This is a genomic window from Chitinophaga japonensis (genome assembly GCF_007830125.1).
Classification (GTDB): domain Bacteria; phylum Bacteroidota; class Bacteroidia; order Chitinophagales; family Chitinophagaceae; genus Chitinophaga; species Chitinophaga japonensis.
Genome location: NZ_VLLG01000002.1, coordinates 1,311,658 through 1,332,415, shown reverse-complemented (window position 1 = coordinate 1,332,415; position 20,758 = coordinate 1,311,658). Strand labels below are relative to the sequence as shown.

The window sequence follows — 20,758 nt, the reverse complement described above, 5'->3', positions numbered from 1 at the left end:
ATCAAAAAAAATCGGGCGAAAGTTAGGCAAAAAATAGTTTAGGATTTGGTACTACCTTTGTTGTGAGAGCTAATTTATCATCATTTAATACGGGATACATGCTACTGAAACTACATCCGCAAAATCCCAATCCACGGCACCTGAAGACCATCGTGGATTGCCTTCAGCACGGAGGAGTGATCATTTATCCAACAGATACCGTATACGGCATGGGCTGTGATATTTCGCATCCCAAGGCCATTGAGCGCATCTGCCGCATTAAACAGATAGATCCCAAAAAGGCCCGGTTCTCTTTTATCTGCTATGATCTCAGCCACCTGTCCGACTACGCCAAAAGTGTGGATACGCCGGTGTTCCGCATGCTGAAGAAAGCGCTGCCGGGGCCGTACACCTTTATTTTGCCGGCCAGCCGGCAGGTGCCCAAAATGCTGAAAACAAAAAAAGATACGGTGGGGATACGCGTGCCGGACAATACCATTTGCCGCACCATTGTAAAGGAGCTGGGCAACCCGGTCATGAGCACCTCCCTGCCGGTAGAGCAATACGTGGAGGAATATACGGACCCGGAGATCATTTACGAGAAGTTCGGCAAGATCGTAGACATCGTAGTGGATGGCGGCATGGGCGGCACTACTTTTTCCACGGTGATAGACTGCACCAGCGGCTCGCCGGAAGTAATACGGGAAGGCGCCGGCAGCGTGGAGCTGATCGGTTAAAAATAAAAACAAGATGCAAAAAACCATATGGATAGCAGCGGTACTGCTGCTGGCGGCCGGCGGGGCCGCGGCGCAAAGCCTGCACCGGTCTGCCCTGTTGCGGGATACAGTGGTGGCGCCTTTGCCGGCTTACCTGCGCACGCCTGCCCGGGTGGCGCCAGGCGCCTATTACCAGCAGCATTTCGGTTTCTTCTGCAAGCAGGAATGGGCCTGGGAAAAACAGACCCGCCTGCCGGTAAAGCTGCGCCTGGGCAATTACCAGTATACGCAGCGGCTGGAAGGAAAGGAGCGGTAAAAAAAGAGCGGCGCCCTGTTACAGGAACGCCGCTCCGTGATATGATGGAATGCCCCGTTATTGCTGGATACCCAGCTTTTTGGCGATGTCTGCCGGCAGGGCTTTCTTGTTCACCATAATGTTGGTGGTCTTGTAGGCAAAGTAAGGCTCGGACGCATAGAAATATCCGTTGCCGGGGTTGTTGGTGCCCCAGGAGTTCTTTACGCGGAAATATTTATGGCCGTTCTGGTCTTTTGCCAGGCCTACAATGTGCATGCCGTGGTCGTCCTGTGTTTCAAAATTGTCGAAAGCGCGCTGGCGCACTTCGGCCGTAATATTCTTCTCGGCGCCGGGCACTTCAAATACCTGCTTTCTTTCTTCGGGCGTCATATCCGCCCAGTCTTTTTCCGGCACCACGGCCAGCCCTTCACGGAAGTTGAAATATTTTTCGCTCACGTCTGCCGCCCAGGCAATCGTATAGCCGTTCATGATGGCGTTTTCCGCAATGCCCAGCAGGTCGTTCAGGGGCACGTTGTACACTTTTTCCCAGTTCCAGTTGTCCGGTACTTCCAGCACAAACTTTTCGTAGAAAGGATGATGAGTGAAGGAAGTAATGATCACGTAGTCGTCTGCATTCAGGCCCAGGCTGGCGGCAAAGGACTGCGGCGTGTAGGACTTGCCGTTATACTCGAACTTTTCAGGCGCGTTGCCCATGTAGGCATTCAGCACGCCTTCAAAAGCCTTCTGCCAGTCGGGATTGATCTCGCCCTGGCTGTTGCCGATGGATTTCACCATGCCTTCGAGCAGGCCTTCCATTTCGGCGTGGTTGTACATTTTATCCCTGTTGCCGTCATACACGTTCTGCGGTACCAGGCCGTATTTGCGCAGGCAGAGCAGGTCGTCCGGGAAGCCGCCGCCTTCGCCGAAATTGGTTTTACCATGCATGCGCACATAGTTATCCGCTTTCAGGGGATACATTTTACGCACTACGTACATTTCGCTGAGGTTCAGGCCCTGGGCCTTGTTGTTGCGCAGCAGTTCGGATTCAAAGAAAGAGAGGCCGGAAAAGGACCAGCAGGTGCCGGTGCGGCCCTGGTTCTGTACATCATAGGCGTCCAGGTTCTTAAGGGTGGTAAACTGGTACTGGCTGCCTTCTTTGTTGGTGTTTTGCGCAAATGCGGCGGAGCAGGAAAAAAGCGCCGCAAACAGCATCCATTTTTTCATTCGTAATGTTGTTTTGATGGTAAGATGGAACGGGGAGTTTCATCTCTGCCGGGTAAGTTTAGATAGTTGTTGTTTACTGTCCGTAATTTTTAAACAGGGACCAAAAATAAGGGAATGCGGTTAATGGTGTAAAAAAAAGATGGATGAGCGGCGGAGGGGTCAGGAACGGCTTTGCAGGGCGTTCTTTTCCATGAAGGCGTTATACTGTTCGCGGGTGATGGCCCATTCCCAGAGCTGGTCATTCTCCTTGTCGGAAAATTCGCCAACAAACTGCATCCCGGATTTCTGGAGTATTTTAACGGAGGCGTTGTATTCCTCTTCGGTATGCGCCACCACCTTGCTTACGTAGCTGTGGCCGAAAGCAAAGCGGATCAGGGCTTCCGCCAGCTCTGTGCCGTAGCCCTGCTCGCGGTAGCTGGCGGTTATTTCATAGCCTATTTCCACAACGCCGCCGGCATCCGGCCGGCCTTTGAAGCCGCCAGCGCCAATAAGCCGCCGGTCTGCCCGGTGCACCACCAGGTAAAAGAACCAGCCCAGCATGGAGGGGTCGTTGCGTAGCTTGTCATATGCCACCAGCACCATTTCGGGGTAATCTGTCCAGTATTCCGGGATGTCTATCCCCAGCAGTTCCGCCAAAACATCATTGCCCTGCAGCAGCGCTTCAAAATACTGCAGGGAGCAGGGTAATATCTGTAGACGTGATGTTTGGATCATGATCGAAAGCTAGTAAAGGAATTTGGGAAATACAAGTATTCTAAGCGGTTAAATGCTAATAATTTATTGGGCAATAACGGGAGTTTTTTATCAAATAAAGTACAAACTTAAATTGATAAATCATAGCGTTTTTTTTGGCGGGCGGGCGGAGGCGTTAATGCGCCTCGAGCCAGTTGTTGCCGGTACCAATCTCCGCTTCTACGGGCACCGCCAGGGGCAGGGCGTTGCGCATGCATTCCAGTATCAGCGGTTTGATAGTGTCCACTTCGGAGCGGTGGGCGTCAAACACCAGCTCGTCATGTACCTGCAGCAGCATGCGGGAGCGCAGGTTGCGCGATTTGAATTCCCGGTGCACCGCTATCATGGCCAGCTTTATCATGTCGGCTGCCGTGCCCTGTATGGGCATGTTGATGGCGTTGCGCTCTGCATAGCCTCTTACCACGGCATTGGAGGAGTTAATGTCTTTGAGCCAGCGCTTGCGGCCCAGCATCGTTTGCACGTAGCCGTTCTTTTGCGCAAACTGCACCTGTTTTTCCATGTACTGTTTGATGGCCGGGTATTGTGCAAAGTAGTTGTCGATCAGGGTCTTGGCTTCGGAACGGGGAATGCCCAGGTTCTCGGAAAGGCCGAAGGCGCTTACGCCGTAGATGATGCCGAAGTTCACGCTCTTGGCATTGCGGCGCATGTCGGAGGTGACCGCATCCATTTCCACGCCGTACACCTTGGCGGCGGTAGTGGCGTGGATGTCCAGCCCCTGCCGGAAAGCGGCTATCATCTGCTCGTCTTCGCTGATGGCGGCAATAATGCGCAGCTCTATCTGCGAATAGTCTGCGGAAAGCAGCACAAATTCCTCGTTACGGGGCACAAAGGCCTTGCGCACTTCCCGTCCCCTGTCCGTTCGGATGGGAATGTTCTGCAGGTTGGGATTATTGGAGCTTAAACGCCCGGTAACGGCCACGGCCTGGTTGTAGGACGTGTGCACGCGGTTGGTGCGTTTGTTGATCATTAACGGCAACGCATCTACATAGGTGGATTTGAGCTTGCTCAGCTCCCGGAACACCAGGATATCCTCCACGATCTTGTGCTTGTGGGAGAGCTTGGCCAGCACGTCCTCCCCGGTGGCATACTGGCCGGTGCGGGTCTTTTTGGCTTTAGGGTCCAGTTGCAGCTTTTCAAACAGCACCTCGCCCAGTTGCTTGGGAGAGGCCAGGTTAAAGCGCACGCCGGCCTGCTGGTATACGCTTTCTTCCGCTCTTTTGATCTCGGATTCCAGCTCGCGGGAGTAGTCGGCCAGGGCCTGGGTGTCCAGGCGGATGCCTTCGTATTCCATATCCGTGAGCACTTTTACCAGCGGGTTCTCTACTTCGTAGAACACTTTCTCCACGCTCCGCTGGCTAAGCAGGGGAATGAATTTCTCTTTGAGCTGCAGGGTAATGTCCGCATCCTCTGCGGCGTACTCCTTGATCTTTTCCAGCTCCACGTCGCGCATATTGCCCTGCCCTTTTCCCTTTTTACCGATCAGCGTTTCTATGGACACCGGGGTGTATTGCAGGTACTGGGCGCTAAGCAGGTCCATGCCGCGGCGGCCTTCCGGCTCTATCAGGTAATGGGCCAGCATGGTATCGAATATGGGGCCTTTCAGCGCTATGCCGTACCATTTCAGCACCAACAGGTCGTACTTGATGTTCTGGCCTACAAAGGTGATCTTTTCATTTTCAAACAGGGGGCGGAATGTTTCCAGGATGGCGCGGGTCGCCTCCTGGTCTGCCGGTACCGGCACATACCAGGCCTCGCCTTTGCAGCAGGCAAAGCTCATGCCCACCATTTCCACGGCATTGGCATCGGTACCGGTGGTTTCGGTATCAAAGCAGATCTCCTGCTGTTGTTGCAGGAAGGCGATCAGCTCTGTTCTTTTTTCCGGCGTATCGGCAAGGTGGTAGGTATGCGGTGTGTTCTCAATATGCTTGTCTGCCAGCAGCACATTGGTGGCGGCTTCTATCACTTCATCGCGGGCGGTGAGGGCGGCGGCGTCTTCCACTACGTTGCCGAAAAGGTCCTGCTGCTGCGATCTTGCGGGCAGGGGCGCTTCCGCGTTGGCGGCGGCGAAGTTGTCGCCCAGTATCCTTTTGCCCAGGGTTTTGAACTCCAGCGCTGTAAAAACCTCGGTGAGTTTTTCCTTGTCCGGGGACTTTACGCAGAAATCCTCTTCGTGGAAGGTAACCGGCACATCGGTAATGATGGTGGCCAGTTGCTTGGAGAGGATGGCGTCTGCCGCGCCGGCTTTTATCTTCTCTCCCATTTTACCGCCGATCTTGTCGGCATTCTCCAGCACGTTTTCCAGGGAGTGGTACTGGGCCAGCAGCTTCATGGCGGTTTTTTCGCCGATGCCGGCAATGCCGGGAATATTGTCCACTGCATCGCCCATCAGCCCCAGGATGTCTATGACCTGGTGCACGTCCGTGATCTGCCACTTGGCGCACACTTCGCGGGGGCCCATTATTTCTTCCTTATTGCCCATGTAGGGCGGCTTGTAGATGAATACGTTCTCCTTTACCAGTTGGCCATAATCCTTGTCCGGCGTTACCATGTACACGGTGTAGCCGGCTTCGGCCGCCTGCCAGGCCAGGGTGCCTATTACGTCGTCGGCCTCATAACCGTCGGATTCTATGACGGGAATGTTGAAGCCTTCGATAATGCGTTTAATATCCGGCAGTGCAGCGGTAAGGTCTTCCGGCGCTTCCTGCCGGTTGGCCTTGTAGTCTGCAAAAGAGGTGTGGCGGTCCGTAGGCGCCATTGTATCAAAGGCCACGGCCATGTGCGTGGGCTTTTCTTTATTGAGGAGATCCAGCAGCGTGGTGGTAAATCCAAACTGGGCATTGGTATTGCGGCCCGTGCTGGTTAAACGGGGGTTCCTGATCAGGGCATAGTAGGCACGATAGATCAGTGCCATAGCGTCCAGTAAAAACAATTTCTTTTGCATGCGCTAAACCTACTAGAATTTGTGGAATGTGCAAAATTAGCGGTTTAAAGTTTGAAAGTTGCCAGGGCGGGTGTAAGTTTGGGCGCAATTGCGCAATACATGAAAAGAATATACCATTTATCTACCTGCAGCACCTGCAAAAAGATACTCACGGAAATAAAGGCCAAAGAACGGGGCTTTACCCTGCAGGACATTAAAACGGAAAAGATAACGCCGGCGCAACTGGATGAGATGCGTAAGCTGGCGGGCAGCTATGAAGCGCTCTTCAGCCGGCGCAGCCAGCAGTACCGGCCCATGGGCCTGCACGAAAAAACGCTGACGGAAGACGATTACCGGCGGCTGATACTGCAGGAGTATTCCTTCCTGAAACGGCCGGTGGCGGTAGTGGACGGGAAGATCTATATTGCGAAAGAGGTGCTGAACGTGTAGTGGTCAGCGCTGTAAAAAGTCTCTCACCACTTTTTTATACTGTTCCATATCCAGCTCATGCTGGAAGGAGCGGAACGGGAAGCGGGCGGCGGCTTCCAGGGCCTGCTTTAACCGGAAGCCTTCCTGCGGGAGGCTGTAGAAATAGCCTTTTTCCATGAGGTACTCACCCAGGTACACCTGTTCTGACTGGCCGGGCGTGGGCACCAGGATGGCTTTTTTATTGAGCTTGGCCAGGTCCATGAGGGTGGTGTAGCCGCTGCGGCTCAGCACCATACCGGAAGCCAGCAGGGCTTCATTCAGCTCCTGCGCATTCAGGTGGTTTACCTGCAGCACATTGGGCGTGATCTGCTCCCGCCGCGGCGTGCCGGGCTGGCCGCTTACGATCAGCGCTTTCAGCGGCAGGTCCTTTATTTGTTCCAGGATCAGCTTTTCCAGGTTGGACCGCTGCGGTTCCGGGCCGGATATCAGCACCAGCAGGTCGTAGAGGCGGGTAACGCCTTCCCGCATCCGGAAGCGGCTCAGGCAGCCCAGGTAGGTGGTATGCGGCGGCAACTCCGCCGGGTGGGCCAGTATGCCGGAAAGGTTGTTATCCCCCGCGTAGTCGGGTATCCAGCAGGCGCTGTAGCGGCGGATGTAGCGGTAGTTGAGCTTTTGCAGCAGGCGCTCCGTGAAGCCCCCGAAGGGCGTTTTAATGAGCAACTGGTGGGAAATGAACACGCAGGGAATATCCTGGTGGTACAGCCCGAAACGGTTGTCGGAAATGACGGCGTGTATGCCATGGGTTTTCACGGTTTCCTGCAGCCAGCGCTGCTCATAGCGGATGGCCCGCAGTATCTTGGGTATCTGCTGTACGATCTTCCAGCCGAAGAGCCAGCCCTTTTGCGCATACTGGATGCGGTACCCCGGCAGGGGCAGTATGGTGAGCTGCGGGAACTCCTGCTGCAACAGGGCGGCGTGTTTGCCCTCTGCCGCAATAACTACCTCGCAGCCAGCGTTTAATATTTCGTAGATGAGCGGAATGTCGCGGGTCGCATGTCCCAGGCCCCAGTCCAGCGGTACGACCAGGATTTTTTTTGAAGCGTAGCTTGTGGACAAATAATTTAAAATTTTTTGCGAATTTAGCGTAAATTACAAAAGGTGTATTGTTAAGAAAAGGTAAACTCTTATAGAGTGGACATAAACTCAGGACGACTAGTAAACTCAAGTATGAAGCAAGTTAAATGGCTGTTGATCTTTTTTTTGTGCGGTAGTTTGGTGTTGCATGGTTGCAACGTTTTCAAGAAAAATGATTGTGGTTGCCCAACAATGAACAAAAAACGCATGCACTAACCACGAGATGCTTGTTACCGGCACTGATAACCTGTAGTTAAAAAAGAGAGACTTCACCATTACTGGTTGAGCACTATACCTGCCTATCTGCCTATTGAAAGCCCGGTGAAAAAAATTATAGGGAACACAAATTTTTATTTTCATGAAACCTGTAGAGAGGGATTTATTGATCTTGCTACATGAAGAGCGGTATAACGAGCAACAGATCCAGTTTGCTGTAAAGCAGATCAGTGAAATGCTCACGGTGGTGGAAACCATGGATTATCTTTGTGCAGTGATGGAAGTGGCTGACTGCAATAAAAGCCGCGTAAGCAGCAAGCGGTCTGTGCTGGAAAAGGTTTTCGCACGTAAAACGCAGCGGCCGTTCGAGTTTGTCATTCACAAGAATTAACCGAAGATCTCCGATCTAAACATCGACCTCTTCCTTTTTCTCACTTTTGTTGTAGGTTTGCCGGCAAATAAACCACTTATTGTAATGGCAGACTTTACGCACCTGCAAGACTTTTTACAACCCGTTTCCAAGGCAGATCTGAATGATGACCAGGAGTATGACGAAAGCCAGATAGGTGGCATTGCCGACCTGTATGAAGAAGGGCATATACCCGACCTGGAAGCAGCAGACATCATACTGCTGGGTGTGGCAGAAGAGCGTGGCTACGGACCGGGCAAAGCCGGCCCCGATGCGCCGGACATTATCCGCAGGGAGTTTTACCGCTTATATTACTGGCATAAGGATGTAAAGGTGGCCGACCTGGGCAACCTGCGTAAAGGCGCCCGCCTGGCGGATACCTATGCCGCGCTCCGTACCGTGCTGGAGGAAATGCTGCATACGGAGCGGACCGTGATCATACTGGGCGGCGGACATGACCTTACCTACCCGCAGTACCAGGCCTACGCTTCCCGGCAGTACGTGATAGAGGCCACCGTGGCCGATGCGCTGATAGATCTGCAGGAAGAAAGCCCCATCCCCGCCACCGGCTTCCTGATGAACATGCTGACGGAGCAGCCCAACTATATCCGCCATTACAACCACATCGGGTTCCAGAGTTATTTCGTACATCCGCGCATGTTAGAAACGCTGGACAAGCTGCGTTTTGACTGCTTCCGGCTGGGAAAGGTAAGGGAGAACCTGGAGGAAGCAGAACCCGTGCTGCGCAATACAGACCTGTTCAGCCTGGACATCAACATTATCAAGCACACGGATGCGCCGGCCAATACCCTTTCGCCCAACGGCTTCAGCGGGGAAGAAGCCTGCGCCCTCTCCCGCTATGCCGGCATGAGCGCCCAGCTCAGCACCTATGGTATTTATGGCTACCGCCCCGCGGCGGACAGGGACCAGTTGACCGCCCGGCAGATCGCGCAGATGCTGTGGTACTTTATGGACGGGCGCTCTGTACGGAACAAGGAAGCCCTGCTGGAAGAGCGGGACGCCTTCTGGGAATTTCATATAGCCTTTGCCGATATAGACACCGTATTCCTGAAAAGCAAGAAGACCGGCCGCTGGTGGATGCAACTGCCCGGGAAGGATTTTGTGCCCTGCGCCTACAGCGATTACCTGCTGGCCAGCAACAACGAGATACCGGAGCGCTGGCTGCGGCACCAGGAAAGGATGGACTGATGTGCGAAGGATGCTTACTTTTGACTTACCATTCGTTTTATGACAAGTTCTAGAAGAGCGCGCCTGGCGCGGCTGAACCTGATACAGCGTACGCAGGACGTGGTGCTGATCACCATCGGCGTACTGCTGGCGGCGGTGGGCCTGAAATGCTTTTTGCTGCCCAATGGTTTCCTGGACGGCGGGGTCACCGGTATCTCCCTGCTGATCAACCGGCTGACGGGCATTTCCATTTCCCTGCTGCTGGTAGTGATCAATATCCCTTTCATACTGCTGGCCTATAAACAGCTATCGCTCGGCTTTACGCTGAAGGCGCTGGCCGCCATCGTGGGCCTGGCCGCGGCGCTGGTGTTCATTAAAATGCCGGTAGTTACCAACGACAAGCTGCTGATCGCCATATTTGGCGGTTTTTTCCTGGGCGCCGGTATCGGTATGAGCGTGCGTGGCGGCGCCGTGCTGGATGGCACGGAAGTGCTGGCCCTGTTCATTAACCGGAAAACCGTGCTGTCCGTAGGGGAAGTGATCATGTACTTTAATATACTGATCTTTGGCGTGGCGGCGGTGCTGATCAATATAGAAACGGCCATGTACGCCATGCTTACCTACCTCTCCGCTTCCAAAACGGTGGATTTCATCATACAGGGTTTCGAAGAATACATAGCGCTTACCGTGATATCGCCGGAAAGTGAGCTGATACGCAAAACACTGACCCTGAAGCTGCGCAAAGGCGTTACCGTGTTCAAGGGCAAGAGTGGCTTCGGCAAGCGCGGGCAGGTAGACACGGAGATCGATATTGTGTACACGGTGGTAACCCGCCTGGAAGTGCACCGCATTATTGACGAGATCGAGAAGATAGACGGCAAGGCATTCATCGTACAACATAACATCAACGATACCAAGGGCGGCATGATAAAACGCCGCGCCACGCACGGATAAAAAACACCAGTTCCATGATGAAAAACGTACTTACCGCATTGCTGCTTGGCGGCAGCCTGGCCACAGTGCAGGCACAGGAGAAGATCTACCTCTATCCCGGGCAGCAAAACCTGCACATTGGCGGGCGGGAGCATATTGCCGACGCACCCTACATAGCGCACTACAGCGCGCCCGGGAAGAATGGCGCTGCCGTACTGGTATGCCCTGGCGGCGGCTATACTTTCCTGGCTGCCGGCCATGAAGGCAAGGACATTGCACAGTTCTTTACCAGCCAGGGTTACGATGCCATTGTGCTGCACTACCGCGTGAATGATGAAGCCCAGCAGGGCGCCCGCTACCCGGACCAGTACAATGATGTGACCACGGCCATGCGGCTGGTAAAATCCAGGGCCGCCGCCTGGGGGCTTAACCCGGAAAAAATAGGCGTGATCGGCTTTTCAGCCGGCGGGCACCTGGCTTCCTGCCTGGCCACCATGATACAGCCGGGCCGGCCGCAGGCGGAAGATACGCTGGAACAATGGAGCACGCGCCCCGCGTTTGCTATACTGGTATACCCGGTGATCTCCCTTATCGCGCCCTACAAACATGCGGGCAGTGCCGAGATGTTGCTGGGACGGGAGCATACCGAGGAGCGGGCGGATTCCCTGAGCACCTACCAGCGGGTAACGGCGCAAACACCGCCCACCCTGCTGATCCACTCTACGGATGATGACGTGGTACCGGTGGAAAATAGTTTGTTATTCTATAAAGCATTAAAAGGGCAGCAGGTGCCGGCTACCCTGCATATTTATGATCACGGGGGGCATGGGTACGGAATGGCGGTCAAGGACCCGGTGCTAAGCTCCTGGCCCGGCTTGTGCATCGCCTGGCTGCAAAGAGTAGTGAAAAAGTGAAAGGTGAATGATTGTGTTATCCTTTACCGGGGAAATCCTCTAACAGTTCGGTAACGCGGTCCTTTATATAAGCGGCTTTGTGATCAGTGGCAATGACGTGGTCATCCAGCCCGGCCAGGGTTTTCTTGTGGAGCTTCTGCACTCTTATATCCAGCAGCTTGAAGTAGGCTTTGCGTCTTTCCTGCCACTGCACCTGCTCCACCCGGAGGGTTTTGCGGCGGCTGGTATCCAGGCGCGCATACAGTTGCCGGTATACCACATTGAGCGTGCTGTCCAACTGGTGATAGTAGGTGAGGGCGCAGCCATACATGTTCTGGCCACTGCTGAGGCAGCGATCATAGTTTTTTTCCAGTGAATCGATAGCGGCTTTTCTTGTTTGCCCAAATGTTTTCAGGCCTGTTAGCAGGCACAGAAAAAGTATCCATTTTCTCATAGGCTCGTCTGCAAAATAGGAGCCGCAAATATATAACAAACTTTCGTTATATAACTACCAGTTCATAGAACTCTGCTGGCGACAGGTATTGTTTGGCAAGGTGCTGCAGCTCCTCTGCAGTGATGGTTTTGATTACGTTAATGTTGTTATAGAAATAATTTTCGTCCAGGTCATTGAGGATCAGGCTTTTCCAGCGCTGTATCAGGTGGAAGGCCCCGTCCAGGTCACCGAGAATGGAACCGATCATGTAGTTGCGCACCAGGCTTAGCTCTTCTGCCGGCACCGGCTCATTCTGCAGGCGCAGCAGCTCTTTGTAGATCTCTTCGATGGTGGCCTCGCACACATCGCGGCCGGCTTCCGTATGGATGTTCAGCGCGCTGATCTGGCGGAAGTTATAGAGCTGGGAGTGGATACCGTAGGTGTATCCCTTCTCTTCGCGGATGTTGCTCATGAGCCGGGAGCCAAAATAGCCGCCCAGTATGGTATTGAGCACCAGCATTTTAGGGAAGTCCGGGTGGTAGCGGTTGGGAAAATGCCGGGCTACGCGCACGGCGCCCTGTACCCCGTTCTCATCATTAAAGATGCGGTGTTTCCGTTCGTCTGCCGTTTGTATGGGCAGCTCGGGCCGCAGCAGGTGGCCGCCCTCGTTCCAGCGGGTGCTGCCAAAATACCGGTTCAGCAGCTCCAGCATGTTTTCCGGCAGGTGGCCCGCCAGGAATATCTTACAGTTGCTGTACGTATAGTGCTTATGGTAGAAGGCCCGCAGGCTTTCGGGCTGCAGGGCGTCGTATGCTTCCATGCTGCTTACCCGTCCGTAGGGGTGGAATTCCCCGAACAGGTACCGGTCTATATAGCGGTTGGCCACAAAATCGCATTTCTGCAGGTTCACGGCCAGGCGCTGCTTCATGTTCTGCTGGTAGATGGCTAGCTCCTCCGCACTGAAGGCCGGGTCCTGTATCACCTCCTGCAGCAGGGGCAGCAGGTCTCCCGCATGCCGGGTCAGGCAGTGCAGGGTGTAGGTGGCATTTTCGTGATAGCTGTTCCGGTTCAGGTAAGCGCCATAGTACTCAATGCTTTCGTTGATCTCCAGGGCGGAATGCCGGCTGCTGCCGTTCTTCATCAGGAAGTTGGTAGCGGCGGCCACCATGTTCTCCTGCTCGTACCAGCTACCGGCGGAAAATACCAGCTCCAGTTGCAGCGTATCCTGTTCATCGCTTTTTATAACGTAAACGGGTATACCGTTGTCCAGGGTGAATTTCTCGTATGGTTTCAGCTTTATATCAAACTCTACTGCGTCTTTTATAGCGGGGGCAATCTTTCTGTTCATATATGGTTATCTGCGTAGTAATAGATGGTGTTGGAATTGTTTTCATTGAAAATGATACCGGCTTCCTCATGGATGTTGGCAGTGGTCACCGCGTCGTAGTTATCAAATTCCGTGTTCATCAGGGAGGCGTCGCCCAGCAGCTCGTAAAAGGCCAGGTTGTTGGCACGGTTCAGCAGGCTCATATCTTCAAAGGCCAGCATGCTTTCCACGCGGTTCTTTACCTTTTGCAGCTCCCTTTCGGGAATAACGGTCTGCTGCAGCTTGTTCAGCTCTTCCTGTACGGCCTTTTCGGCATCCTTCATTTTCACGCCTTTTACCAGCTTGCCCTCAATGGTGAGCAGGCCGGCGTCTACGCTGCCAAAGTGGTAGCATTCTATGTTGCTGAACAGTTTCTTTTCTTTTACCAGCACGTGGTGCAGGCGGCTGGAGCTGCCTCCGCCCAGGATGTCTGAAATAAGGTCCGCCGCGTAATAGCGTTTATCCATGCGGGGATAGATGTGATAGCATTTGTACAGGGCGTCCAGCGGCACACCGGCCTTTACTTCCAGCTTGTGCGGGGCCGTTTGCGCCGGTTCCTGCGGCAGGTGGCGTACGTATTTTTCCCCGGAAGGAATATCGCCAAACCATTTTTCCGCCAGCATCTTCACCTGTGTGGTGGTAACGTTGCCGCCCACTACCAGGATAGCGTTTACAGGGCGGTAGTATTTAAAGAAGAAGGCCTGTACATCCTGCAGGCTGGCTGTTTCAATATGCGCCAGCTCCCGGCCGATGGTCATCCAGCGGTAAGGGTGGGTGCTGTAGGCCAGTTCCCGCATTTTATGCCATACGTCGCCATAGGGCTTGTTGATGTAGTGCTCCTTGAACTCTTCGCACACCACCTTGCGCTGCACGTCCAGGCTTTTTTCGCCGAAAGCCAGGGACAGCATGCGGTCGCTTTCCAGCCAGAAAGCAGTCTCAATGTTTTCGGCGGGCAACTGTATATAATAGTTGGTAAGATCGTTGGTGGTAAAGGCATTGTTCTCCCCGCCGGCCATTTGCAGCGGCTCATCGTAATCCGGGATATTAACGGAGCCGCCAAACATCAGGTGCTCAAACAAGTGGGCAAAGCCGGTACGCTCCGGGTCTTCGTCCCGCGCGCCTACATCATACAGCACGTTTACCACGGCCATCGGCGTAGTGTGGTCCTCGTGCACAACTACCCGCAAACCATTGTCCAGGGTGAATTTATTATAATGGATCATATGCTCTTAAAGGTATTAAAATTCCAAATTCCAATATCCAAATCCCAAATTATAAAGGAGTGTTAAAATTAAAAGCAGATTGCTTTTAGTTGAAACAAGTGTAATCCAGGTTGGGATTTGGATATTGGAATTTGGGGTTTGGAAATTATTGCAAGTATAGCGTTTTTCGCGCATAGTCGATGATAACGGCGGGGCATTGTTTCCATATCTCGCAACCCGCTGCCCCGGCTATTTCCATGAGGGGGCTGTCATCGTTCACATCTTTGCAGTAGCTCACCGGCACCTGCTGCAGTTGCAGGGCGCCTATACGCATGGCCGGTATGCTGCTGTTGATGTAATCCAGCTCCTTGAACAGGTCCTGCACCTTGTCCGTACCGGTGGTTACCAGTTGCTGGTCCAGCCGGTGTTTTTCCGTGTAGGGCCAGTTGAACAGGATGCCGTAATCCCCGCCGGTGGTGAGGAGGTAGTTGCCGCTAAGGGACTGGCCGCCGGGCAGTTGTATGGTGGCTGTTATGACCGGTGTATGGAAGCTGAGGCGGAAGGGAATGCGCTGCGTGGCGCCGGTTACCGGTATATCGGCGCCGGGGCGGTACAGCACCAGTTGCTGCCGCGCGTAGTCTATTTTCACAATAAATGCCCTGAGCAGGTCCACACCTATAAAACCATCAATGGCAAGGGTGCCTTTGCGGAACTCGGGGATATTCTCCAGGTATACTTTCAGGAAGGGCAGCCGCGCCTGGTCCAGGTACAGGGCATTGAGCGTAGCGGTGCTTACTTTCAGCATCAGGTCGTTGGTAGCGCTCATCCCGGCCTTTTTCCTGCCCTGTATATGCAGCTTTTCCATCAGGCCGTAGTGCAGCACGGTCACCTCCGCGCCGGTATCAAAAATAAAATGCAGGGTGTCCGTGGAGCCGGATACCAGTGCCGGAATTACCAGGTGATGCCCGTACCACTGAAAGGGAATAACGGCCACCACGCCCCGTTCCCGCTGTTCCGTGCGGGACCTGCCTGCCTGCGAATAAGCAGCCAGGCTGCAGCACAGCAGCCCTAATAACAGATACTTTCTCATAATGCCTTGTGAAAGTATAACGCTACAAAATACTTTTTATTGGTAACTTTTTAAGTATCAGCTCATTATTGCGCATGAGCAGCAGCATGGGCCGGGTGCCCACGTTCTTCAGCAGGTCGCGGTATACCTGCAGGTTGTTGCTGAAATTATTGTTGATGGCCAGGATGATGTCTCCTTTTTTAAAGCCCGCTTTTTCTGCCGGGGAGCTCCCGATCACGTCCGTGATCTCTATCCTCCCGTTGACGAAGTAAATGATCAGGCCCGTGTACGAGTAGTCGAAGGGATCACGGTAATGGGTATTGGGCAGCAGGTAGATCTCCTTTTTGGGATAGTTCAGCACCAGGTTGAACCTGCGCAGCAGGTCATTGCCGATCATGCCGCCCAGGAAGGGATAGGCGGTAATGTTGGTCTTATCGTCAAAGAGGTATACCGGTACATTGCGGAAGGCGTAGTTGCCGATCTTGAACTCCTGGATAGTGGTGATGTGCATGGACATTTTTCCACCCAGGCCCTGCGCCTCTGTTTGAATGATCTTGCGCCTTCTTTTCCGGGAAGAGAGCAGGCCGCTGTCCTTTACAAACTGGTTGGACAGCAGCAGGCACATGCCGGCGCCGGTGTCAAAATAATACCGGTTCAGGGACTCGGCCTTGCCGTTGCGCAGGGGAGCGGATATAATGGGGATCAGCGTAAGGGAAGGTTTCAGCAGCAGGCCGCCGCGCGGGTAGTCGTACTGCCCTTTGGAGTAGATGTTGATCATTTCCTTGTCATAGTCCACCGTTACGATATAACGGCTCAGCAGGCTGTAGCCAATGATGCCATCTACCTGCAGCCCGTACACCTGGCTGATCAGCTCATAGTCGTTCACATGAAAGTTCAGGCTGTCTACTTCCAGGCCGGGCAGAATCAGGGTGCGGTGCATGGCAAAGGATACCGGTTTGGCGCCCCCCAGCCCTCTTACGATCTTGTCTGACGGCGTGAGCGGTATGCCCAGGCGGGCGCAGGTGCTGGTATCCAGGGAAATGCCGGCGCTGCCGGTGTCCAGGATGAACTGCAGGGTATCGGGCAGGCCGTTGAGCCGTGCTTCAATGACCACTACGCCCCCATAATACTGGCGGAAGGGAAAGCTGGTGATCAAGGCAGCTTTTTTCACGGTATCGGTACGGTTGGCACTAAGGTAGACCAGGGCAGATGCACTTGTGGAATTGCCGGTGGCGGCCATGAGGCAGAGCCAACAGATAAGTAACAGTAAGGTATATCGCATACGCAGGCGCGAGATGCTCTCGTTTATATAAATTTAACATTAAAATACTTTCATATAGCAAAAAAATATTTCAAACGGAGCGAAAAACGTATGAACAACCGCTTACGCGGTACGGGCAACATTTGAAGGGCGTAGGGACTATTGTGCACAATTGTTAACTTTGCTCACATTAAGCTGTAACATGCAACTGAAAGATCTATATCAGAAGGCCCTCGGGTTTGAGTGGCTGACTGCGGAAGAAGGAGTGTTCTTATTTGAGAAAGCGCCCATGGCAGAGCTGGCGCATATTGCCAACGAGCTGCGCAAGCAGCAGGTGCCGCATGGCAAGGTGACCTGGCAGATAGACCGGAATGTGAACACCACCAATGTGTGCACCGCCAATTGCAAATTCTGCAATTTTTACCGCGTACCGGGCCATGCCGAAGCCTATATTACCAGTATTGATGAATACAAGCGCAAGATCGATGAAACGCTGAAATACGGCGGCGACCAGTTGCTGCTGCAGGGCGGGCACCACCCTGAGCTGGGGCTGAGCTTTTACGTGGACCTGTTCAAACAACTGAAAGCCCTGTACCCCACCCTGCGCCTGCATACGCTGGGCCCCCCGGAAGTAGCGCATATCACCAAGCTGGAAAAAAGCACGCATATTGAAGTGCTGGCCGCCCTGAAGGAGGCCGGCATGGACAGCCTGCCCGGCGCCGGCGCCGAGATACTGAACGACCGGGTACGCCGCCTGATCTCCAAAGGCAAATGCGGCGCACAGGAATGGCTGGACGTGATGCGGGCCGCTCATCAACTGAATATAGCCACCTCCGCCACCATGATGTTTGGTCACGTGGAAACGGTGTTGGAGCGTTTTGAGCACCTGGCCGCCATCCGCCAGGTACAGAGCGAAAAGCCCGAAGGGCACTATGGTTTCACCGCCTTCATTCCCTGGACCTTCCAGGATGTGGATACCCTGCTGGCCCGCATACGCGGCGTGCACAACATGACCACGGCGGAGGAGTACATCCGCATGATCGCGCTCAGCCGCATTATGCTGCCCAACGTAAAAAATATACAGGCTTCCTGGCTGACTGTGGGCAAGCAGGTGGCGCAGCTCTGCCTGCACGCCGGCGCCAATGATTTTGGATCCATCATGATCGAGGAGAACGTGGTGAGCGCCGCCGGCGCCCCGCACCGTTTTACCTACCGCTCCATACAGGACGCTATCCGGGAGGCCGGATTTGAGCCCCAGTTACGCACCCAGCTATATGAGTTCAGGGAGATACCCGGGACCATTGAAGAACAGGTGATTACTTACTAAGTAAGCGATTAGTGATTAGCTATTAGCGTTGTAGCGTGGATAACAGCTACGAAGCTAATAGCTAATTTTTTGCATTCCCTTAACATCCACCCCTGTAAACCCTGCCGCCCCTTGCCCGTCTAAGAGCTAACAACAAAAAAGTGCGTCATATGAAGCAGATAGGATTATTAGTAATGAGCGCAGGATTGCTGACGTTGGCGGCCTGTTCCAGCACCAGGCTTACCTCTTCCTGGAAAACGGATGATGCGCGGCTGCAAAGGGACGAAAAGATCATGGTGATGGCCCTGGTTCCCAAACAGGAAAGACAGTTGCGGCAGATGATGGAGGAAAACCTGGTGGAAGAACTGCGGAAAGAAGGTTACAACGCCACGTCCGCTTTACAGGAGTTCGGCCCCGGCGCTTTCAACGATAAAATGGAGGAAAGGGCCGCCCTGCGCAAACTGAAGAACAGCGATGCCCGGCAGGTGCTGACCGTAGTGCTGCTGGACAAGGCAAAGGAAAAAAATTACGTACGGTCCGGTCCCATGTATGGTCCCTATCCCCGGTACTACGGCCGTTTCTGGCCTTACTACAGCACCTGGTATGACCGCATGTACCAACCGGGGTATTACCAGACCAATGTGAAGTACAACTGGGAGACCAACCTGTACGACCTGGACAAGCGCAAGCTGATCTACTCTGCGCAAACACAGTCCGTAGACCCGCCTACGGCGCTGCGGCAGGCTTACCTGTATGCCCGTCAGATCGTGAAGGACATGACGAAGCAACAGTTGATAGCAAAGCACTGAACAGGGTTTTCAGTACGGTCATATAAGCTATAGTGTTAGGGCGGGCCGGCAATTTTGCCGGCCCGTTTTTGTTGCCGGTCCGGCCGCTCAAATTAAATTTTCTTAATTTGCCCATGAACACCTTTACAGACCACCTTTTGACCTGCTATGCTTGAACTGCGCGTTAATGACAAAATAACCCTGCGGCAATTACAGCCCGGGGATGCTCCGGCCTTATACAAGCAGATAGACGTATCGCGTAAAAGCCTGCGCAGGTTCCTGCCGTGGGTGGATTATAATACCAATGAAGAGCATTCCCTGCGTTTCATACAACTGATGCAGCGCAAGGCCGATGAGCAGGAAGCCATGGCCCTGGGCATGTGGTACCAGAACGAGCTGTGCGGCGTAATGGACCTGCACGGCTGGGACCACCTGCTGCAAAAAGCGGAAATCGGTTACTGGGTGGGCGAGGCTTTCCAGCGGAAAGGCATTGCCACCGCCTGCTGCAAGGCGCTCATTACGTTTGCGTTCAAAAAGCTGCGCCTGAACAAGATCGAGATCCGCTTTGTGCTGCAGAACGAGCGCAGCGGGCAGATACCCATTAAGCTGGGCTTTACCAAAGAAGGCATTCTGCGCCATAGCGCCAAGCTGCACGGGCAGTATGTAGATATGGTGGTAATGGGCATACTGCGGGAGGACTGGAAATATTAGTGACTTTTCCGTACCCTGCTGTGCTTTCTGCCATAGCCGTAATAGATAGCCATTCCCAATGCCATCCATACGATCAGCCGCAGCCAGGTATCCCAGGGCAGGAACAGCATCATGCCCAGGCAGGTGACAATGCCCATGATGGGCACAAAAGGCACCCAGGGCGTTTTGAACGGGCGCGGCACATCCGGCAGGGAGTACCGCATGATCCATACGCCCGCGCATACGATCACGAAGGCGAGCAGGGTGCCGATGCTGGTCATTTCTCCCACCACCCGGATAGGCACAAAGGCGGCAAACAGGCCCACGAAAATGCAGAAAAGGATGTTGGACCGCCAGGGGGTCTGGAAGCGGGGATGGATGTCTGAAAATATCTTTGGCAGCAGCCCGTCCCTGGACATGGCGTAGAATACGCGCGTTTGCCCCAGCAGGTCTACCAGTATCACCGAAGTATATCCTATCAGTATGGCGATGATGATCAACTGCCCCAGCCAGGTGTAGGGGGTATAGGCAATGGCTACGGCCACCGGGGCGGCGTTGCCTTTAAATTCCTGGTAGGGCGCCAGGCCGGTCATTACGTGCGCAAAGAGAATGAACAGGATGGTGCACACCAGCAGGGAGCCCAGGATGCCGATGGGCATATTGCGTTTGGGATTTTTGGTTTCCTGCGCCGCTGCGCTGATGATGTCAAACCCCAGGTACACAAAGAACACCACCCCTGCCCCGCGGAGAATGCCGGACCAGCCGAACTCCCCGAAAACGCCGGTATTAGCGGGCACATAGGGTACCAGGTTGGCCGGCTGTATATAGCGCCATCCCAGCGCAATGAACAGCACTACCACCCCTACCTTGAGCGCCACCACAATAGTATTCCACAGGGCCGATCCCCTGGTGCCGCGTATCAGGATGGCGGACATGGCCACTACCACCAGGGCGGCCGGCAGGTTCAGGATGCCGTGCACCACGGAGCCATCGGCCAGTTGCGCCGTTTCAAAAGGGGAATGCACCAGTTGCGGTGGCAGGTAAATGTTATAGCTGGCCAGGAATTTTACGAGGTAATTGGACCAACTGATGGCTACCGTAGCCGCCCCCACGGAAAATTCCAGCACCAGGTCCCAGCCAATGATCCAGGCGATCATTTCGCCCATGGTGGCGTAGGCGTAGGTATAGGCGCTGCCGGCCACGGGGATCATGGCGGCAAACTCCGCGTAGCAAAGCCCGGAAAAGGCGCAGCCGATGGCCGCCACCACAAAGGAGAGTGTAACTGCCGGCCCGGCATGGTTGGCCGCAGCCAGTCCGCTCAGGGAGAACAGCCCGGCGCCGATAATGCCGCCGATCCCCAGGGTGACCAGTTGAAAGGCGCTTAAAGTACGTTTAAGGGTATGCGTGCCCTCCTGGCCGGATTCCTGCAGCAGCCAGCCTAAAGGCTTCCTGAAATAATTTGGCATGGGAACAAAAGTATGAAAATCCAAAATCCAAATCCCAAAATCCAAATTCCGAAATGCACACGAGTTGCTAATAACGCGGAACGGCTCC

20 protein-coding genes are annotated in these 20,758 nt (G+C 54.1%); 10 read left to right on the top strand and 10 right to left on the bottom strand.

The genetic code is table 11. The features are described from left to right. The first annotated feature begins 98 nt into the window (after window positions 1–98). Window positions 99–716: an L-threonylcarbamoyladenylate synthase gene (locus LX66_RS05310; protein WP_145710843.1), complete on the top strand. Its 618-nt coding sequence runs from the start codon at window positions 99–101 to the stop codon at window positions 714–716. Between the two features lie 13 nt (window positions 717–729). Continuing rightward, complete coding sequence (locus LX66_RS05305; protein WP_145710842.1) at window positions 730–1,011, top strand: hypothetical protein; 282 nt, start codon at window positions 730–732, stop codon at window positions 1,009–1,011. A 57-nt stretch (window positions 1,012–1,068) separates the two neighbouring features. Here the strand turns inward: LX66_RS05305 and LX66_RS05300 are convergent, their stop codons facing one another. The 3 genes from LX66_RS05300 to polA all read right to left on the bottom strand — a co-directional run bounded on the left by LX66_RS05300 (window position 1,069) and on the right by polA (window position 5,908). Beyond that, window positions 1,069–2,214 (bottom strand): C1 family peptidase, encoded by a 1,146-nt coding sequence (locus LX66_RS05300; protein WP_145710841.1) that lies wholly within the window; start codon window positions 2,212–2,214, stop codon window positions 1,069–1,071. A gap of 159 nt (window positions 2,215–2,373) precedes the next feature. Then, window positions 2,374–2,928, bottom strand: a complete 555-nt coding sequence (locus LX66_RS05295; RefSeq protein WP_145710840.1) for a GNAT family N-acetyltransferase — start codon at window positions 2,926–2,928, stop codon at window positions 2,374–2,376. A 154-nt stretch (window positions 2,929–3,082) separates the two neighbouring features. Beyond that, entirely contained in the window at window positions 3,083–5,908 is a 2,826-nt protein-coding gene (gene polA, locus LX66_RS05290; protein ID WP_145710839.1) for a DNA polymerase I, read from the bottom strand. A 99-nt stretch (window positions 5,909–6,007) separates the two neighbouring features. Here polA and LX66_RS05285 point away from each other — a divergent pair, with 99 nt between their 5' ends. Then, entirely contained in the window at window positions 6,008–6,337 is a 330-nt protein-coding gene (locus tag LX66_RS05285; protein WP_145710838.1) for an arsenate reductase family protein, read from the top strand. 3 nt (window positions 6,338–6,340) lie between these two features. Here the strand turns inward: LX66_RS05285 and LX66_RS05280 are convergent, their stop codons facing one another. Continuing rightward, on the bottom strand, window positions 6,341–7,432 hold the full coding sequence (locus tag LX66_RS05280; RefSeq protein ID WP_145710837.1) for a glycosyltransferase: 1,092 nt from the start codon (window positions 7,430–7,432) through the stop codon (window positions 6,341–6,343). 376 nt (window positions 7,433–7,808) lie between these two features. On the opposite strand from LX66_RS05280, the gene LX66_RS05275 reads away from it, so the two are divergent. From LX66_RS05275 to LX66_RS05260, 4 genes are all read left to right on the top strand, one after another. Continuing rightward, window positions 7,809–8,057 (top strand): hypothetical protein, encoded by a 249-nt coding sequence (locus tag LX66_RS05275; RefSeq protein WP_145710836.1) that lies wholly within the window; start codon window positions 7,809–7,811, stop codon window positions 8,055–8,057. 84 nt (window positions 8,058–8,141) lie between these two features. Next, a complete protein-coding gene (locus tag LX66_RS05270) occupies window positions 8,142–9,284 on the top strand; it encodes a formimidoylglutamase (protein WP_145710835.1) in 1,143 nt (380 codons plus the stop codon). 39 nt (window positions 9,285–9,323) lie between these two features. Further along, window positions 9,324–10,217, top strand: coding sequence for a YitT family protein (locus LX66_RS05265; RefSeq protein WP_145710834.1), 894 nt, complete (start codon window positions 9,324–9,326; stop codon window positions 10,215–10,217). 14 nt (window positions 10,218–10,231) lie between these two features. After that, entirely contained in the window at window positions 10,232–11,110 is an 879-nt protein-coding gene (locus tag LX66_RS05260; protein WP_145710833.1) for an alpha/beta hydrolase, read from the top strand. Window positions 11,111–11,126: 16 nt separating this feature from the next. On the opposite strand, the gene LX66_RS05255 is transcribed toward LX66_RS05260, so the two are convergent. The 5 genes from LX66_RS05255 to LX66_RS05235 all read right to left on the bottom strand — a co-directional run bounded on the left by LX66_RS05255 (window position 11,127) and on the right by LX66_RS05235 (window position 16,441). Beyond that, window positions 11,127–11,543: a lysozyme inhibitor LprI family protein gene (locus LX66_RS05255; protein WP_145710832.1), complete on the bottom strand. Its 417-nt coding sequence runs from the start codon at window positions 11,541–11,543 to the stop codon at window positions 11,127–11,129. 46 nt (window positions 11,544–11,589) lie between these two features. Next, window positions 11,590–12,870: a M16 family metallopeptidase gene (locus LX66_RS05250; RefSeq protein WP_145710831.1), complete on the bottom strand. Its 1,281-nt coding sequence runs from the start codon at window positions 12,868–12,870 to the stop codon at window positions 11,590–11,592. Further along, window positions 12,867–14,111 (bottom strand): M16 family metallopeptidase, encoded by a 1,245-nt coding sequence (locus LX66_RS05245; RefSeq protein ID WP_145710830.1) that lies wholly within the window; start codon window positions 14,109–14,111, stop codon window positions 12,867–12,869. Before LX66_RS05245 ends, LX66_RS05250 begins: the two co-directional genes overlap by 4 nt. A 145-nt stretch (window positions 14,112–14,256) precedes the next feature. Further along, window positions 14,257–15,180 carry an aspartyl protease family protein gene (locus LX66_RS05240; protein ID WP_145710829.1) on the bottom strand — a complete coding sequence of 308 codons (924 nt, stop codon included), beginning with the start codon at window positions 15,178–15,180 and terminating at the stop codon, window positions 14,257–14,259. Window positions 15,181–15,202: 22 nt separating this feature from the next. Continuing rightward, a complete protein-coding gene (locus LX66_RS05235; RefSeq protein ID WP_244620297.1) occupies window positions 15,203–16,441 on the bottom strand; it encodes a retropepsin-like aspartic protease in 1,239 nt (412 codons plus the stop codon). A 181-nt stretch (window positions 16,442–16,622) separates the two neighbouring features. Here LX66_RS05235 and mqnC point away from each other — a divergent pair, with 181 nt between their 5' ends. The 3 genes from mqnC (at window position 16,623) to LX66_RS05220 (ending at window position 19,225) form a co-directional block, all read left to right on the top strand. Continuing rightward, complete coding sequence (gene mqnC / locus LX66_RS05230) at window positions 16,623–17,747, top strand: cyclic dehypoxanthinyl futalosine synthase (protein ID WP_145710828.1); 1,125 nt, start codon at window positions 16,623–16,625, stop codon at window positions 17,745–17,747. 149 nt (window positions 17,748–17,896) lie between these two features. Then, window positions 17,897–18,535, top strand: coding sequence for a hypothetical protein (locus tag LX66_RS05225; protein WP_145710827.1), 639 nt, complete (start codon window positions 17,897–17,899; stop codon window positions 18,533–18,535). A 147-nt stretch (window positions 18,536–18,682) separates the two neighbouring features. Further along, complete coding sequence (locus LX66_RS05220) at window positions 18,683–19,225, top strand: GNAT family N-acetyltransferase (protein WP_145710826.1); 543 nt, start codon at window positions 18,683–18,685, stop codon at window positions 19,223–19,225. Here LX66_RS05220 and LX66_RS05215 read toward each other — a convergent pair. Then, on the bottom strand, window positions 19,222–20,670 hold the full coding sequence (locus LX66_RS05215; protein WP_145710825.1) for an amino acid permease: 1,449 nt from the start codon (window positions 20,668–20,670) through the stop codon (window positions 19,222–19,224). The two genes, LX66_RS05220 and LX66_RS05215, sit on opposite strands and share 4 nt — an antisense overlap. Between the last annotated feature and the right edge of the window lie 88 nt (window positions 20,671–20,758).